The organism is Curtobacterium sp. L1-20 (genome assembly GCF_048755855.1).
Classification (GTDB): Bacteria; Actinomycetota; Actinomycetes; order Actinomycetales; family Microbacteriaceae; genus Curtobacterium.
Genome location: NZ_CP151472.1, coordinates 21,817 through 39,554, shown reverse-complemented (window position 1 = coordinate 39,554; position 17,738 = coordinate 21,817). Strand labels below are relative to the sequence as shown.

Genomic DNA, 17,738 nt, shown 5'->3' with positions numbered 1-17,738 from the left:
CCGCGCGGGCCATGAGCTGGAGCGACTTCGCTCGGCGGACGGCAGCCGGGGCTCCAGGCAACGGCGCAGCGTTGTTGCCGCCGCGCACCACCGGGTCCTTATTTCGCGAGCCGGACCGCAACCTGGCGCTCGAGCTCGTGCGCGCGACCGAGGCCGCGGCGATCCGGGCGCAGCCGTGGGTCGGACGGGGCGAGAAGAACCTCGCCGACGGCGCGGCCGTGGACGCGATGCGCAAGTTCCTCGGCACCGTGAACTTCGACGGCGTGGTCGTCATCGGCGAGGGCGAGAAGGACAACGCCCCGATGCTCTACAACGGCGAGCACGTCGGCAACGGCCACGGCCCCGCCTGCGACATCGCGGTCGACCCGATCGACGGCACGTCCCTCACCGCCGCGGGCCGCCAGAACGCGATCTCGGTGATGGCCGTCTCCGACCGCGGCTCGATGTACGACCCGTCCGCGGTGTTCTACATGGACAAGATCGCCGCCGGTCCCGAAGGGCGTGGGGTCCTCGACCTTGAGAAGCCGATCGGCGAGAACATCCGCGCGCTCGCGACGGCGAAGGGCAAGGACCTCGAGGACATGGTCGTCGCCGTCCTCGACCGGCCCCGCCACGACGAGCTCATCCGCGCCATCCGTGCCACCGGTGCGGGCACCCGCCTGCTCCTCGACGGCGACGTGGCCGGCGGGATCGCCGCGGCGCTGCCGGGTTCGAACATCGACATGTGCGTCGGTGTCGGCGGCACGCCGGAGGGCATCATCACCGCGTGCGCGATCAAGGCGCTCGGCGGCGTGATCCTCGGCAAGCTCCAGCCGAAGGACGACGAGGAACGCGAGAAGGCGATCGACGCCGGCCACGACCTGGACAAGGTCCTCGACCAGGACGACCTCGTCACGGGCGACAACACGTTCTTCGTCGCGACCGGCGTCACCGACGGTGTCCTGGTGGACGGGGTCCGCCGCTCGCGCGGCGTCATCCACACCGACTCGCTCGTGCTCCGGTCGCGGTCGAACACCATCCGCCGCATCCAGGCCGACCACCGCGCCGAGAAGTGGTTCTGATGTAGCGATACACCCGCAAACTCCGGAAGGACGACCGCGCAGTTCGCCCCAGACGAGCTCCGGAAGGACATCGAGCTCATCACGGACGCGGCGCGGACGTCCGGGGTGTCGACCGTGCTGCTCGACGCGCTCGGCCGGGTCTACGCCGACGCCAGCGCAGCGGGCCACGGCAGCGACGACATCGCCGCGGTCGGGACCGCGTTCTGACACGGATGGGCTCTCGGCCAACGATGGTGATGTGGGACGGCTCTTGGACGTCAGGAGCAGCTGGCAACCGCCCCGTATATGGTGCGGAGAAGGCTGTGTATCGGCGGCCAAGAGTACCGATCATGAGCCGCAACAAGGCGGCTGCGGAGAGCGCCGGGAGGGTGCTGTTTGAAGATCGGCCGCCGGAAGCAAGTAAGCGGCTATACCGTTCGAGCAGGGCAGCTCCAGAGCGGGATGATTCGCCAACGCGATCTCTCCAGCATTGACCGGGCGTGCAGCCCTGCTCGCGTAGCGTGCACGTATGGCGCTTGACCAGCTGACGGGGTGGACATTTGTTCCTACGGTGGGTTCGGTCCGCTGGATCGCTAGCGTGCAGCCCGATACGGCTGGCCCTGTGCTGGTCCATCTGCTGACCTATGGTCCCGCTGGGCACCTGACCCCGGGCGAGCAGCAGTTGTTCTTGGAGTACGAGCCCCGGCTGCCAGGGGAGCGGAAGCGGGTGCAGTCGGCGGTACGGTTCGTCTGACCGGCACGGTTACGCTCATCCCGTGGTGACGCAGCTGTGGTTCCGACTGGTCTCCGGCGCGATCGGGGTGGCCCTCGTCATCGCTGGGTTGGCGCTCGTGTTCGGCGCATCGACGCGTGCAATCTCGAGCCTTGTGATCATCGTTGGCCTGGTGCTCCTGCTTGGCGCGATCCTGCCCGAGCAAATCTGGCGCGGAGGTCGTAAACGAGAGTGAGTGTGGTTTCAGCCGGCCTCGCCGCCGCGCGCACCAGCGACTGTCTGCGTCGCTGATACTGTCCGTGCGTGCCAGCTGCCACGTCTTCGTCCGCTCGTCGCGTTCTTCTCTTACAAGCTGTTGGCGCGGCTGTGATCGCTGTCGTGGCAGCGCTCCTGATGTGGCAACGACTCGGTCCGACCGCCCGTGGCACTGCTTGGGCGGAGGATTCCGGCGAGTTCCTCAACGACCGCCTCACCCTTGGGCCTGTCGCTGCGCTCTGGCATCCATATGAGGGCTACCTGCACCTCGTTCCGCGGATCATCGTCGACATCGCGGTCGGCGCCGCTCCGATCGACCTGTACGCGATCGTCGTCAGTGCCCTGTCCTGCTGCGTCCTCGGCGCGGTCTGCGGGCTCGTGTTCCTGCTCTCGCGGCCGTTCGTGTCCCGCTGGCCGCTGCAAGTCGTCCTCGCCTTCGTGCCCGCACTCGTACCGGCAGCGACGATCGAAATCGCGGGGAACACCGCGAATCTGCACTGGTACCTCCTCTTCCTTGCCCCATGGCTGTTCGCCTACCCGGCACGGTCGTGGTGGACCGCCGCGGGGCTGGCTATCGCCGCTGGGTTCGTCACCGCGACCGAGATTCAAGCGGCACTGTTCCTGCCGTTGCTGCTGCTGCAGATCCGCAACCGGCGGGTGATTCCTATCGCAGTGACGGCCGTCGCCGGTATCACCGCGCAGGTCGTGGTCACGCTGACGCACCCCCGATCCACCCCGGGCGGCATCACGTCGGTCGTCGACGTCATCGCCGGCTACTTCGCGCAACCCGTCGGTGTGAGCGGGAACGCCGCGGCACCGGCGGTCGGCGGCGCGATCCAGAGCGTCGGCTGGTGGGTCGTTGTCGTCCCGGGACTCATCGTCGCCGCGCTCCTTGTGATTGCGTTGCTTCGTGCACCACTGCTGCAGAAGTGGCTGATCGCGGCCACTGCCATCGGCTCGGTGGCGGTATGGGGCGCAGCGCTGCTGCTGAATCGCACCGAGGGCACCAACTGGACCAGCTTCACCAGCAAGGAGTGGGCCGAGACCGGCACGTTCCGATACGCGGCCGCGGCATCGATGTTCCTGCTCGCCGCGATCGTGATCGCAGCCGACGCCCTCATCGCCCGCTCCCCGATCGTGTGGCGCGTCACCGGAGTCGTCCTCGTGGTTCTGGTGCTCCTGGTCGGTGTTCTCAACGCGGACACCCCTGCCAAGCGGGCAGGTGGTCCGGTCTGGTCCACCCAGGTGCACAACGTGCAGCAGACGTGCGCGGCGGATCCGGCCAAGAGCATGCAGATCTCCGCCCTGCCGCTGCTCGAGCGGTGGCGAGCGAAAGTTCCCTGCGCACTCGTGAACGCGCACTGACCGAGAACCCGCGTTCAGGGCTCCGCTGACGAGAAGCTACCCAAGCGGCGCGACCCGGCATGAGGCGTCTTGCCTGCATCTGCGACAGCGGATGGTTCCTTCGCCGGTTCCGTCGCGAAGACGTTTACGGTGCGGGCGGGAGATCAGTTGCGTCGTCGCGGGACACCCAGTCGATCAGGACGTGACCCGGGTCGCCGACGTTGCCGATCTGGAAGGTGTAGCGGTGCGGGGTGGTCGGCACGTTCGTCGTGATCGTGCCGAGCAGCTCGCCGTCAAGGTAGTAGCTGACGGACTTCCCCGGCTTCCACACCATCGTGTAGGTGTGCCACTTCCGCCAGGTCACGCCGGTATCGATGCGTTGGAAGGTCGCCTCGTGTCCGGGGATCATCGAGTGGTGGTACACGACGGGGTGAGCGTCGAAGTTGCCCTCGGGGAAGTTCAGTTCACCTTCCGCCTGAATGTTCGACGTCGGCCACAGCATGATCGAGGTGCCGTTGCCGTCGCCGCCGACGACCTTGGCGCGGATGCTGTAGGTGCCGCCGGTGGCCGCCCACGCGCTGTCGGCCGGGCCGAAGACGCCGGCAGCACCGTGCTCCCCGTCCATGTCGACGTCCATCACGCCGTCGTGCGCGCTGATGAGCTTGCCCGAGTAGTACTTCCCGCTCGTGCCCTCGATGTAGGGCTGCCAGGCGTTCGCGTAGGTGCTCGCGAACTGCCCGCCGGCCGCGGCCGGGGTGTCGAACCCCTCGAAGAACGTCGGCTTATGCTGCGGAACTGTCGGGGTGGGCGACGGTGCAGCCGGAGACCTGGTTGCAGTTGGGCTGGGTGCAGTCGGGGTGGGTGCGCTGGTCGGGGGAAGTGTCCGCCCGAGGCTCGGCGCAGTCGTCAGCGCGAGGAGAACACCGGCAGTGGCGGCCGTGACGGCAAGGGCGCCGACGGCACGCCGAAGCCTTCCAGTCACCGTCCGTCGTTGGCGGTGGCTTCCTCCGGTGGGTCGATGCTGATTCACAAGGCTCCTGCGCTTCCACATTGAGCCTCGTCGACGACCGTCGTTCGCGCACCGGTCCGGGGCTGTGCTGGCGGCAGACCGCAATGCCCTGCGGAGAACCGTCACCCGCCGGGAGCGTCCCAGGCGTCGCGATGATCCTCAACGCAGCGTCCCGGCCCGACGGGCGGTGCATGCTCGTCGTCCACCTTCGGCAGATCCCGCGGCGGGCGTCGGAAGTGGGGGATGGCCCGATGGTCAGTTCACGGTGTGTGGTGAATCTGCATGCCCTGCGGGGTGTCTTCGATGACTCCGTCGCGTGGCGCCCAGACCTCGAAACCGTCGACGGTGGCGTGGTCGAGCTCTCCGCGTTCCTGCTTGAGGAACGCGGTGACCTTGCTCTGGACGGGGAATCGCTGGTCGGAACCGACGACGATCGCGGTGAACGGGCCCTTGCGTGTGTCCATCGTGCCGTCCGGGAAGTACGGTCCGTATCCGAACGGTGGGTATGCCTGGAAGAGCACATGCGTCGGATTGACGCCCCACGCGTCCAGACGCCGCTCGATCAACGCGATGCCTCGAGGCTGCTCCTGCGCAACTTGCGATGAGACGCCGACGGCCATGAACGCGGTGACGAGAGCCCCGGCGACGCCGACTGCGACTGTCCATCGCCAGCGGCGGGCGAGCTGCGCGTATCCGATCGCGGACAGCAGCACGAGCAGCGGCAGGAACGGGAAGTAGTAGGTACTCAGCGCGATTTTGGCGACGCCCAGGTAGAAGACGCTTAGGCACGCGAGTGCCAGGCCAAGGAACGCCACAAGCCGGCCCGGGTATACCAGCGCTGCGGCGAGAACGCCGATGGCGAGAACCACGAGCACCGGCAACGTCGCGCCTTGCTCAAGGAACCAGAGGTTCCCCCACCACGGTGAGTGCGCGTACGTCATTCCGGCGATTTGCACCGGGTGCCCGTTGGTCTGTTGCCCCTCCTGGAACTTGAGCATGTACGTGATGGCGCTACGGATCCCCATCGGCAGGTACAGCCCAACGAACACAGCAGTGAACGTCCCTGCCCAGATCGCACCCCCGACCAGGAGGGCTCGCCATCGACGGAACAGGATCGGTAGGACGAGGAACGCTGGGAGCACGACTACCGTCGAGACTTTGGTCGTCACCGACATCGCCATGACCGCCCCGGACGCTGCGGCCCACCACCAGCGATCTGACCGGATCCACCACCATGCCGCCGCCAACGCCGCGATCATGAAGAACGTCATCAGCGGGTCCAGGATCGCGAAGCGCTCGATCCGAGTCCCGAAGCCGTAATGCGGGGCAACCCACCAGGTGCCGGCGCCGAGGAGCGCACCCCACCAGCCGATCTCACGTCGCAGCCAGACGAAGATGATTGCCCCGCCGGCAAGAAGTGCCAGTGCCACGACGATGCGCGCCTGGAAGACACCGTCACCGGCAACGAGCTGAGCCAGCCCGAACAGGTACTTGCCGAACGGCGGGTGCTCTCGGTTCAACGAGAAGTCGCCATGCAGGTAGGCAACGCCGGCCTGTGCGTAGAGCTTCTCGTCCGCAGTGACGTTCGCTGCACCCAGGCGCCAGAAGGCTTGCCACACCGCCCACGCGGCGACGATCGCGAGGACACCCACGCGCAGAGCACCCGATGTCTGCACGCGTCGCCGTGTCCGTACGGGGGATTCCGCCGTCCGTTCCGCCAGGGCTGGAACACGGCTGGTCATAGCTCGATGCTACCGAGTTGTCCTGGCGCCATCGGTTTGTGAGAGCCGTCGAACCGCTCAGGTTCTATCGACCACGACTCAGGCAGCGGGCACCGCGGCTCAGCGTGTGTACTTGACGACGAACTCTGTCGATCCAGGTCGGAACGAGTCCCGGTGGTGCTTCGTGAAACCTTCTTCGGCGAGGGTTCTGGTCACCTGGTCGTATTCGGAGCTGCTGTCGCCCACATACCAGACGGTGCGGAGCTGGCTTGCTGTTCGAGCCGCGTCGACTGCAGGTCGGAGTTGGGCGAAGAAGTACCGCTTGTCATCGGCGCTGACAGCGATCGAGAGGTTCTCGAGGCCATCCGTTGCATCCGGGTAGCCGATGGTGAGCTGGTCCGCCGGCCTCCGCATCGTGCCGAGGATCAGGCCGGCTGGTTCTGCCTCTCGGGCACGGCCGTCATCGATCTTCCGAGCGGCCGACGCGAAGTCAGTTGTCGTCGGCGGCGCGTACCGGATGCTCCACCACGTTTGGCTCGCCGGGATCAGAAACGCCAGCACGAGCACCCCGCTGATCGCGCCTCGAGCGACAGGGAGGAGCGCGGTGATGCCGGCGGCGGCGAGGATCGCCAAGGGGGGCACCGAGTACGTGAGGTAGTGCGACGTGTAGACGGGGGTGGCGTAGCGGGAAGCTGCGAGCAGCAGCACGGTCGGCAGGATCAGCCACGGCAGCAGGAACACCAGCGCGTCCACATTCCGACGCGCGTTCAGGGCAATGCCCACGATGACCAGCAACCAGCTCACGCACGCGAGGGCGGTCACGAACGACATCGCGCCAGTGACCAGCTGGAAGTTGAAGAACTGGGTGCGGACCGCGCTCTCGATAGCGCCTCGCAGGGTTGGAGCGGTGAGGTAGCCGATCTGTTGCGACTGCGGGATCACGGCCAGGACGAACGGCAGCGCTGCGGCCGCGACGATGACGATGACGATCGCTGCGGTGACGAGCCCTCGAGCTCGCCGGCGTGGGGCGATGAAGAATCGTACGAGGACCGTCATCGCGTGGCCGACGATGATGAGCGCGAACCACAGGAACACGACGATGCCGACGTAGGCGACGAGAGCGTACGCAACCCACAGCAGGATCGTCCGCACTCGGGAGGAACTGGACTCCGCCGCGTCGAGCGCATGGACAAGAACGAGCGTTGCAAGGGCTGCGAGAAGGAGCTCGAATGCGGGCGATCGGCCGGTCGTCGCGGCTGATGCTGCGAGCGGGATGAGCGGCATCAGCAGCGCAGCGACTGCGGCAGTGCGGTTCGAGAACAGTCGGCAGGTCAGCAGCACCGTTACCGCGGTAGCGATGCCGATCGCGATGGCCGAGGGGAACCGCAGGGTGAAGGGGGAGTAGCCGACAAGGTCGAACCAGATGTGCATGACCACGTAGTAGGCCGCGTGGACGAGATCGATCTGCCCGATGAGGGCGTGCAGGTCAGCGAAGGATCGCCGTGATGCCGCGACCGTCGCGAACTCGTCAATCCACAGCGTCCGTGCGGTGATCGCAATGGAGCTGACGATGACGGCATACACGAGGCCGATGGCGGCGAGGATCCACTGCGGCCGGTGGCCACGTCGGGTTCGGCTGCTGGAAAGCACGTCGACAGCGTACGGGGGATCAGCCCAGGGCCGGTCGAGGCCGACTGTGGGGAGGTGAGCGTTCGCCTACCAATGGTGGCAGTAGTCAAGTGACCGGATCTGCTCAGGGACGCGGCTTGGCGTGCGGACAATTAGTTGTACTACCAAGCACGCACGCGGGACTGGCCGGCGGCCGATGGTGCTCAATTCAGGCGCGGCCCACGCGCCGCCCGCGGCTGTGGCGAGCGACCATCACTCGCCAAGGTCGAGCAGTGCATCCAGACCGAGGACATCGTTGGTCAGCAGACCCGCGACGAAGGCGAGTGCGACAAGGGCGGGTAGGTTCGGCGCGTTGAGTAGCCGCCGGAGTTTTGTGGCGTGATATGCGATCGTCGCCGGGGCAAGCGAGAGAGCCCGGGCGATGGTGCCGAAGTCATCACCGCGGGCAATGCCGCGCAGTACAGCATGCTCTTCCGCCGAGAGCTTCCGTCTCCCTGAGTGGCCGTCGTCAGTCTCCACGCGCTGACCGTATGTTGCAGACTCGTTCGACTGGAAGGCGCGGAATGCCCCCAGTTTGGGGGTCACCGTCCGGATGTGGGCCTATCGGATCACATAGTCTTCGCACGAATCGGTGACGCGCACGACGAGAACGTGAATACGGTGCTTTCAGTTCTGGGCGCAGACTTCCTTCGGAGGTTCAGGGGCGGCCCGGGTATGACCTCCGCGGCTCGTGTCCGCGAAGCGAGGGGCTCACGTGTCGCTGTCGTCTGGCCGTTTCCGGCTGCTCTGGGTTGCTGTCCTTACGATCGTTGCGGTGCTCGGTGCAATGCTCACGACGACGTTCGTCTCGGCGGCTCCGGCGCACGCGTCGACGTCCGGTAGCGGTGGGCAGTTCGTGGTGACGTCGGGGCGGATCAAGAGCGGTCAGGCACTGACGGCTGGAACGTGGACAACGGTGCAGATCGCCGGTCAAGCTGGGGTGCCGTCGGATGGCTCCGCCGGTGCAGTCGTCCTCAACGCAACGGTCTCTGCCTCGGGGGGAGAGGGGCAGTTGCACGGCCGTCCAGATTCGTCGACCGGCGCGACTCTGATGGTGACTTACAACAGCAGCGGTCGAGGACCCTCCTCGGACACGTCGAACCTTGCCATTGGCGCCAACGGAACCATTCAGGTTGAAGCGGATACTGACGCAACGCTGTACCTCGACGTGCAGGGCTACTACACCACGACGAGCGGCGGCGCTGGCGTCGCGCCCGGAGGATTCGTTCCGCTGGCGGGAACCCGGATTGTGGATACCCGGAACGGGACCGGTGCGGCGCAAGCGACGATCCCTTCCGGTGGATCGCTCACGGTCCAGGTCGGCGGGCAGGGCGGTGTCGCGAGCACTGCGTCTGCGGTAGCGGCGAACATCATCGCCGTGAATGCTTCCTCGACGGCGGGCTATCTCACCCCGTACCCAGCGGGCGGGACCAAACCCGCTGAGTCGCTCCGCTATGTCGCAGGGTCAGGAACCGCGACGTCGAACACTGTGCAGGTCGCGTTGAGCTCATCCGGGCAGCTGACGATCGCGAACACTGGTGGTGCTGTCAACATCGTCATCGACGTGCAGGGATATTTCGCGGCGACGACCGTTGGCGGGTCCTTCACACCGGCGTCCGGGGGCGGCCTGTACGACAGCCGCGCGTCGGGCAATACGACACCGACCGGCGGATCCACTACCGTCATTACCGCTGACGGGGTCGCGGGCATCCCGGCGCTCGGCCATGGGGTCTCCGCCGTCGCGCTGCAGCTCACCGCCATCAATTCGGCAAGCACCGGTGGTGACGCAGAGATGTGGGCAGACGGGGCGACGAAACCGCCGACCACGTCGATCAATTTCAGCCAGAACGACATTCGGTCGAACACGATCATCGTCGCGGTCGGCACCAACGGGAAGATCGACCTCTACACGACATCGACTACGGACTATCAAGTCCTCGTCGAGGGTTGGTACAACGCGCTCCCCACTGGTCCGTCGACGACGAACCTGACCGGGTCGCGGTCGTCGGCGACGAACCTGTCGTTCCCGATCGATGATCGCACCAGCGCTCAGGTCGACGTCGCGACCGGCAACCTCCTGCTCTCGTCCAATGCCTTAACATTGTCGGGGGTCACCAGTTCCGTTTCGATCGGTGCTGCATACAACTCCCGTGGAACGGAGTCGTCCAGCACGGTGACACCGGACGCGAATAAGTGGTCTTACGCCTTGGACGGTGCCGGTTCGCTGTCGAACAACGCTAAGGGTGTCGTATTCACTGGTTCGGACGGGTCGACGTGGCAGTTCACCGCCGGGACCGGAGGGACGTTCAGCGCGCCGGCCGGCCTGCAAGAGACGCTGGCGCAGACCTCAACCGACTACACGCTGACATCGTGGACGTCGAACCAGGTGACGCACTTCAACCTCGCCGGACAGCCGACCAGCGTCGTCGACCGTAACGGCCACCAAGTGCTCGTCCATTACAACAACTACCTGCTGAGCAACATCGTCAGCAATGCGGGTCCCTCCGCCGCGCGAACCGCGTCGGTGGCGTACAGCAACGGCACGACCACGATCAGCCAGACCGACGGAACCAATACCCGCCGCGTGTCCTGGTCCAAGGACAGCAACGGCAATATCACCTCGTTCGCTGACGCCGACGGGAAGACCACCACCTTCACCTACTCCGGCACGGACCTGACGTCGGTCACGGCGCCGGACGGCGGCAAGACGACGTTCAGGTACAACAGCTCCGACCAGGTCATCGAGGTCGACCAACCGACCGCATCGTCCGCCACCGCCGCAACGCGGTTCAGCTACGTGTCGAGCACGGAGACGCAGGTCGCGTCTCCGGACACGGACAGCACCCAGACGGTCGCGTCCGTCGCGCACGCGGACTACACCCTCGACGCGTCCACGCACAATGTCACGAAGGCGATCGACCCCGACGGCAACACCCGATCCGCCACCTACAACCCGTCGAACAACGGTGTCGCCACCGCGACGACCGGTGCGTCGAGCGGGGCCTCCACGACGACGAACTCCTACGGAGCGAACAACGGCCAGTCGTTGACGAAGGTGCAGTCTCCGACCGGCGGCGCGTCGAACGCGCAGTACAAGAACTCGCAGGCCAACACCGCATACCTGCCGCAGTCCACGACGACCGCGTCCGGGAACACGACCTCGTACTCGTACGACAGTTCCGGCAACCAGCTGACCGCCTCGACCGGCTCGTCGTCGAACCCGTCGACGGCGACCCTCACCCGAGAGACGAGCAACGCCGCACTGAAGGGTGTGATTGACTCCGCGAGGACTCCCACCGGAGCGGTGACGAACTACTCGTACAACTCCGACGAGCAGCTGCACACCGTAACGCCACCAACCGGAACTCTCGGCGCCATCACGTACGCCTACGACGGGTACGGGCGGGTGAAATCCGTGACCGACGGCAACCAGCACACCACGTCGTACACGTACGACAACGACGACCGGATGCTGACCCAATCGTTCTCCGACGGCACTGCAACCGTCACGAACACCTACGACGGCGACGGCAACCAGCTCGCCAGCCAGTCCGCGACCGGAACCATCACCACCACGTTCGATCCGGTCGGCCGGCTGCTCACCACGGCGAACACCGCCGGCGGCGGCACCATCACCGACACCTACGACCTCGCCGGCAACGAAACCAGCACCACCGATGCGCACGGCTCCGTCACGTACGGATACGACGCCGCGAACGTGCTGTGGTCGATGACCTACCCGCACGGATCCGGCACGGAAACAGACCGGTACAAGATCGACGACCACGGCCGCCGCACCGACACGTACATCAACGCCGGCGCAAACGCATCCACAACGACCAACGCGACGAACACGCAGCCGGCATCCTTCACCGGCCACACCAACACCGGCTACGACACCTCCGGCCGCCCGTCGGAGGTCCGCGCGTGGACCGGTCAGGACGCGACGAAGAAGTTCGACACGCAGTACTCGTACACGACTACCGCAGGCGCGGACTCGGATCAGCTGCAGACCACCACCGACGTCCTCACCGGCAAGATCACCACCTACGGATATAAGGATCTCGCGGGCAACATCTCCACGCACCTAACCGGAGTTACACAGACCGGCGGTAGCGACGACGTGGACTGGGCGTTCTCCTACGACGCCGACGGGAACCGGCTGACCGCGCAGGAGACCGGCGCGAAGACCTTCAATCAGACGTTGACCTTCAACGGTGCGAACCAGATCACCTCGAGCGGCTACAGCTACGACGGAGCCGGGAACATGACTGCGTCACCGGGAGCGACCTACACGTATAACGGGGCGGAGCAGATGACCACTTCGACGGCGAACGGGACCACGACTCAGTACACGTACGCGGGCGCGTCGCAGTCACAGCTGCTGTCCGAAACCACAGCTGGTGGACCGGCGTACACCTACACCTACGGGTGCACGGACGGAACGGGGGTGCCTGAGATCGACACCGAAACCACCGGTACGAACACCACTTCCCGGGTCCTTTCCGACGCCGTCACCGGGCAGGCGCTCGACCTCACCGACAGCAGCGGCGACACCGCTGGGTTCCTTACCGACGGGATCGGCAACCAGATCGGTGCGCTCACGGACACCGGCACCGAAGCGTTCACCGCCGCCTACGACCCCTACGGCACCGGCACCGTCAACGACGCAGATGCGACCAACCCGTTCTGGACGCAGAACCCGTACGGATTCAAGGCCGGCACCCGCACCTCTGACACGCAGAACAACCTCGTCAAGTACGGGCTCCGCTGGTACCTCGCCGGGGTCGGCTCTTGGACCCAGCAGGACACCCTTGATAACCCCCTCGACCCCGCCAACGCCAACCGCTACGCATATGCGGGGTCAGACCCCGTAAATCAGCAAGACCCGGCAGGAAAATCAGTCGGGGACACGATCGGCAAATGCTTGATTCATGGAGCCGTAGGAGCAGCGGTCGGGGTAATCGGCGATCCGGAAACCCTTGGAGTATCGTCCGCACTCGGGTTCGCAATTGGCTGTGGAGCGTCCCTCGCGTCGACCTACGTGTCCGACAACTATGGTGAGGACTACGGCTCTGACATTGAAATCGGAAGTGAAGGCGCAGATCTGCTCGAGCTTGGCGTGACCGCCGCGGAAGTTCTGGCCTAAGGAGCCCTAATGAAGTATCCAGTCGTTCTCATTCAGTCAATCACCGCGTTCGTGATCGGGGTCGTGTGTCTCTTCCTCGGCCTCAACACGGGGTTCAGTGGGCCCGACGGCACGTTATTCCTCATAGTATGCGTTGTGCTGATTGCAGTAGGAGTTCTGGCGTTCGTCTACTGGCTACGGAAGCGAAGCCGATCGGAGTAAGCTTCGACTAAGGACTTGGTGACGCGGTAGGCTCATCAGCGATCGTCGCTGAGCGTCATTGCAACGCTGCTGTAAATGTGGGGGAAATCCCGCAACTGCTTATGACGGCATTTTCGCGATGCGTTCCGCGTGCGTCGAAAGTCACGTCGAGGATCGGGGGCATGGTGCCGGGGCCGACGCGTTCAACTGGCCATGATTATGGGCGCTGTCAACGATATTCATGTCGGTAGCTTCGGTGCTGATGTTTCGGCCGGTCGCTAACTAGCGGACAGCGCGATTGCCTGAGCCGCTTAGAGACCGGGGCGAGATCACCACAGCGCTTGAGCGCGAGGTGACCGCCGCCGTTCGGGCAAAACTGTCGGACCGATCGACCACTGGCGAAGCTTTAGCGCGGAATAGGAACATCGGTGGCCACCCCAACGACAGAGGAACCGATCAGTCGGGCTGACAGCACTGGTGCAACGCCTGGCCGAGCCGAAAGCTGACATAATGTATATTATCGGCCGGTAGGTACAAGGCTGTTCGAGGTAGTCAGACCCGGATGTCGTCGCTCCGTCCGCCTCCGCGAGTTGCGGCTCTCAGGACGGCGGGATTTGGAGGGTGCGACCCACAAGTCGAGACACTAGTTCCACGTAATCGCCGAAAAGGTTCACGGCATCCTCCATCCCAGCAAGTTCTATGTGACGCGCAATCCCATCACCAAACCTGCCGGAAACCAACTCTGCGTCGCCTGAATCCCAAACGATGAGGTCACAACCTTGCTCGCCGGTTTCGACGAGTAGATGGGTACTTCTGTTCCCCCAGTCCTCTGGCGACAAAGCCAAGAGCGTCACCACCTCGTCAGCGGAAAGGGCCGCGATGAGCTTTCTGCCCCATGCGTAGAAATCGCCCGAATACGTCAACGTGAGCACACCACAGAGATACATGTAGCCGGCGGCATCATGGTGGGCGGCGGGCCATAAAGTTTCGTTCCGACGTTTGGACCGGGCATCACTTTCCAATCAGGTTGACCAGCCGGTAGAAGCGCTTTTGAAGGAACGTTGAACTGAACGTAGAGTCCTCGTCCCGACGGGAAAGATGCAGGATCGGGTGGCACCGAAACGTAAGTTCGACCGCCCGCACCCTCTTGCACGCGCCCTGAAGCTACCATCTTCTCGTACTCTTTCTGACTCATCCAACGGCCGACTGTCGTTTCGGGTTCTGCGGGGGCGGAACCTGCTCCAGCTTGGTACCACCAACTCGAGGCGTAAAGGCCGGCAACTCCTGCAATACCGGCTTGATGATCGTGTTGCCAAATGGCTGCCGCCTGATCTGCGGCGCCGATGCGGCCCCTTCACCGGCCACACCAACACCGGCTACGACACCTCCGGCCGCCCGTCGGAGGTCCGCGCGTGGACCGGTCAGGACGCGACGAAGAAGTTCGACACGCAGTACTCGTACACGACTACCGCAGGCGCGGACTCGGATCAGCTGCAGACCACCACCGACGTCCTCACCGGCAAGATCACCACCTACGGATACAAGGATCCCGCGGGCAACATCTCCACGCACCTAACCGGAGTCACACAGACCGGCGGCAGCGACGACGTGGACTGGGCGTTCTCCTACGACGCCGACGGGAACCGGCTGACCGCGCAGGAGACCGGCGCGAAGACCTTCAATCAGACGTTGACCTTCAACGGTGCGAACCAGATCACCTCGAGCGGCTACAGCTACGACGGAGCCGGGAACATGACTGCGTCACCGGGAGCGACCTACACGTATAACGGGGCGGAGCAGATGACCACTTCGACGGCGAACGGGACCACGACTCAGTACACGTACGCGGGCGCGTCGCAGTCACAGCTGCTGTCCGAAACCACAGCTGGTGGACCGGCGTACACCTACACCTACGGGTGCACGGACGGAACGGGGGTGCCTGAGATCGACACCGAAACCACCGGTACGAACACCACTTCCCGGGTCCTTTCCGACGCCGTCACCGGGCAGGCGCTCGACCTCACCGACAGCAGCGGCGACACCGCTGGGTTCCTTACCGACGGGATCGGCAACCAGATCGGTGCGCTCACGGACACCGGCACCGAAGCGTTCACCGCCGCCTACGACCCCTACGGCACCGGCACCGTCAACGACGCAGATGCGACCAACCCGTTCTGGACGCAGAACCCGTACGGATTCAAGGCCGGCACCCGCACCTCTGACACGCAGAACAACCTCGTCAAGTACGGGCTCCGCTGGTATCTCGCTGGGGTCGGCTCCTGGACCCAGCAAGACACCCTTGATAACCCCCTCGACCCGAGCAACGCTGATCGGTACGCGTACGCAGGCAGCGACCCGATCAACAATATCGATCCACTGGGCCAGAGTTTTGCCCATGATTTGGGTGGCGCCATTCTTGGAGCCGTGGTCGGAACTGCAATCACCGTAACGACCTGCGCATTGACGGGTGTCGAAACAGCCCTCGCTGGCTCCGCCGCTGGGTTGATTGCCGGGGCGACAGTCGGTGGCGCAGTAGGCGCCGGATCCGCGTCGGTTTTCAACGGAGACAGTCCGTCCGAGACCGCGGAGCACGCGGGAATCGGTGCTGCGGGCGGGTTCCTCGCTTCAACGGCCCTAGTCGGGGCCGCCGCACTCCTCCCCTAATTATTGAAAGGTGATCGGATTGCGTTCCGAGCGTGCAATTCTGCGAGATAAGCGAAATCTTTCAGTCGTCGCCGTAGTTTGTCTCGTGATCTCGGTGATATTGTGCCTACTGTCCACCTTCATTATACCGCAAGTAAGTCCAGCGATCTGGATAAGTATTGGGGTCGTGTGCGCCATCCTGGCAGTACTTAATGCGATGCGGGTGTATCAAAGAAGTAAGCAGCTGAGGGAGTTGGAGAAAGATTCCGGCGGACTTCTAAGATGAGCAGCACAAAAGGTATCCGACCGGTTGTATACGCCAGTAGCGACCCCATCGGCGTCGGTGACCCCTCGGGGCAGTACACATGTGGTGGCACCCTCGAAGATGGTGTGTGCATGGGTGACGCGTACAACGCGAAAGATTCGTACTCCTACGCTGCACTGAGCTGCAATGCCGAGGGCATCTACGCCCTCGGAGACCTTATTCCCGGGGTTGACACTCTATCAGCGCCCCTGACCGTTGCTTGCGCCCCGGCCTTTGTCAAGGACGCGGAAGATCAGATCGAGGACTTCTTCGGTGGAAGCTGAAAGAACGACTTCCTGGAGGAGGCGCCGGCGATGAACCTTCGAAGGCTGACGCTTGCAATCGGTGTCCTGGGTGCGGCTTTGCTTTTCGTCGGTCTAGCCATGCGAATTGCAGGTTCGCGCGTGGGTTCTGGCGTAGCTGGCTTTGGGGGTATCCTTGCCGTGGCCGCAATGGTGCTCAATTGGGTGCACCGATGGAAGCATCCCACACACGCTCGCTCCGATCGCGCTTCACAAGATGATTGAGCTTGACTGATGTCACTGATCATCGTTTGTATCGTCGTGGTCGTCCTCGTCCTCGGATGGAATCAAGGGACGTCGTATCGGCAGGCCCGCCGGGCCCGTGAAGGGACAGCGGCCTCTGCTGCGCCGGGGCAGCGTTTTTGGTTCGTTCTCGTTGCAGGGGGGATCGCTCTGGTAGCGCTTGCATTCTCGCTGTGGCTAGTGAGCAAGTAGCCCCACCCCAGCGGGAGCGCCGCTTTGATGCGGCAGCTGTCGGGGAACCAACGCTACCGGTACTCGTCGAGCAGCAAGTGCGAGCGAGGTAGTTGCCAACGCGGCGTGCGTTGGCGGCATCATTCGATCGTTCACGGGTTGCGATGCCGGTAGCGGGGTGCCCCTACTTGAGTGGCGCGTAGATGTGCGGGTTGAGCGGTGTCTGCGGGACTGGGAACGGATGCAAATCGGGGTCGTGCTGTCGCCACTGGTGTGACGTGGCATTTTTGGGCGCCCTGATGACGGCGACAGCCGATGCGATGATCCTATGGCGACGCAGAAGAGGGGGGAAGCAGGTGGAGGGCTGAGCAATCTGGCTCGCCTGATACTGACTTAAGATACATTATTGGCTCGTCAGTGGAGGTCAAGCCAGCCTTCGGCGGGGAAGGCGATCTCGCCGCTGTTCGCCGCACACCGACGTCAGGCAACGAACTACTTCACAGCTGATGCGGGTCGAGAAACTCTCGGGCCGCCTCACTCAGCAAACCTGGCAGCTCATCACTCCACGGCTCATCCCACGACGAGGCTAGGCCAACGAGGGCTTGGATGCGATTCATGATCGGATCGTTGTAATACGTGCGGGCGATGGCCCGAAGCATTGCACTGTACTCGCCTACATTCATCGGATCTGAGATCAGGTTTCTGGCGATGTACGCCACCAGCTTTTCCCTCTCAGCGGCGTCGCCAATGCCCGGAAGCTGAAGTTCTCGCCTTAGATCGTCCGCCGTGGCGCGTAGCTCCCACTCCGGCGCCCGAACGCTCAGGCCAGCCAGCGCAACCAGGGCCGGAGAAGCAGTGTCATCGGCCACTAGCTGCGCCGCCAGCAGCGGAAGCTGAGGCAGGACGTCACTTCCTCCTAAAAGCGAGCGTAGCAGTGCGTTCTTAAGGGCTTTTTGCTGCTTTGCCAAAGCCGCCA

The 17,738-nt window shown here is 64.4% G+C and carries 12 protein-coding genes; 6 read left to right on the top strand and 6 right to left on the bottom strand.

The annotated features are described in order from the left end of the window. The first annotated feature begins 11 nt into the window (after positions 1-11). The 3 genes from glpX (at position 12) to AAEP86_RS00165 (ending at position 3,393) form a co-directional block, all read left to right on the top strand. Positions 12-1,061 carry a class II fructose-bisphosphatase gene (gene glpX, locus AAEP86_RS00175; RefSeq protein ID WP_420367117.1) on the top strand — a complete coding sequence of 350 codons (1,050 nt, stop codon included), beginning with the start codon at positions 12-14 and terminating at the stop codon, positions 1,059-1,061. A 755-nt stretch (positions 1,062-1,816) separates the two neighbouring features. After that, positions 1,817-2,008, top strand: a complete 192-nt coding sequence (locus AAEP86_RS00170) for a hypothetical protein (RefSeq protein ID WP_420367116.1) — start codon at positions 1,817-1,819, stop codon at positions 2,006-2,008. 143 nt (positions 2,009-2,151) lie between these two features. After that, positions 2,152-3,393, top strand: a complete 1,242-nt coding sequence (locus AAEP86_RS00165; protein ID WP_420367115.1) for a hypothetical protein — start codon at positions 2,152-2,154, stop codon at positions 3,391-3,393. A 124-nt stretch (positions 3,394-3,517) separates the two neighbouring features. Here AAEP86_RS00165 and AAEP86_RS00160 read toward each other — a convergent pair whose 3' ends face one another. From AAEP86_RS00160 to AAEP86_RS00145, 4 genes are all read right to left on the bottom strand, one after another. Next, positions 3,518-4,354 carry a family 16 glycosylhydrolase gene (locus AAEP86_RS00160; RefSeq protein WP_420367114.1) on the bottom strand — a complete coding sequence of 279 codons (837 nt, stop codon included), beginning with the start codon at positions 4,352-4,354 and terminating at the stop codon, positions 3,518-3,520. A 287-nt stretch (positions 4,355-4,641) separates the two neighbouring features. Beyond that, positions 4,642-6,123 carry an ArnT family glycosyltransferase gene (locus AAEP86_RS00155; RefSeq protein ID WP_420367113.1) on the bottom strand — a complete coding sequence of 494 codons (1,482 nt, stop codon included), beginning with the start codon at positions 6,121-6,123 and terminating at the stop codon, positions 4,642-4,644. Positions 6,124-6,222: 99 nt separating this feature from the next. Next, positions 6,223-7,752, bottom strand: a complete 1,530-nt coding sequence (locus AAEP86_RS00150; RefSeq protein ID WP_420367112.1) for a glycosyltransferase family 39 protein — start codon at positions 7,750-7,752, stop codon at positions 6,223-6,225. Positions 7,753-7,983: 231 nt separating this feature from the next. Beyond that, a complete protein-coding gene (locus AAEP86_RS00145) occupies positions 7,984-8,250 on the bottom strand; it encodes a LuxR C-terminal-related transcriptional regulator (RefSeq protein ID WP_420367111.1) in 267 nt (88 codons plus the stop codon). 235 nt (positions 8,251-8,485) lie between these two features. On the opposite strand from AAEP86_RS00145, the gene AAEP86_RS00140 reads away from it, so the two are divergent. Next, the gene (locus AAEP86_RS00140) at positions 8,486-12,919 is read left to right on the top strand and encodes an RHS repeat-associated core domain-containing protein (RefSeq protein WP_420367110.1); all 4,434 of its coding nucleotides are present in this window, start codon (positions 8,486-8,488) and stop codon (positions 12,917-12,919) included. Between the two features lie 1,099 nt (positions 12,920-14,018). Here the strand turns inward: AAEP86_RS00140 and AAEP86_RS00135 are convergent. Beyond that, the gene (locus AAEP86_RS00135; RefSeq protein WP_420367109.1) at positions 14,019-14,270 is read right to left on the bottom strand and encodes a hypothetical protein; all 252 of its coding nucleotides are present in this window, start codon (positions 14,268-14,270) and stop codon (positions 14,019-14,021) included. Between AAEP86_RS00135 and AAEP86_RS00130 the strand changes: the two genes are divergently transcribed. Together AAEP86_RS00130 and AAEP86_RS00125 are read left to right on the top strand one after the other, a co-directional pair. Then, positions 14,210-15,763 (top strand): RHS repeat-associated core domain-containing protein, encoded by a 1,554-nt coding sequence (locus AAEP86_RS00130; protein WP_420367108.1) that lies wholly within the window; start codon positions 14,210-14,212, stop codon positions 15,761-15,763. The two genes, AAEP86_RS00135 and AAEP86_RS00130, sit on opposite strands and share 61 nt — an antisense overlap. Positions 15,764-16,138: 375 nt before the next feature. Further along, positions 16,139-16,330 carry a hypothetical protein gene (locus AAEP86_RS00125; protein ID WP_420367107.1) on the top strand — a complete coding sequence of 64 codons (192 nt, stop codon included), beginning with the start codon at positions 16,139-16,141 and terminating at the stop codon, positions 16,328-16,330. Between the two features lie 929 nt (positions 16,331-17,259). On the opposite strand, the gene AAEP86_RS00120 is transcribed toward AAEP86_RS00125, so the two are convergent. Beyond that, on the bottom strand, positions 17,260-17,730 hold the full coding sequence (locus AAEP86_RS00120) for a hypothetical protein (RefSeq protein WP_420367106.1): 471 nt from the start codon (positions 17,728-17,730) through the stop codon (positions 17,260-17,262). Positions 17,731-17,738 lie beyond the last annotated feature (8 nt).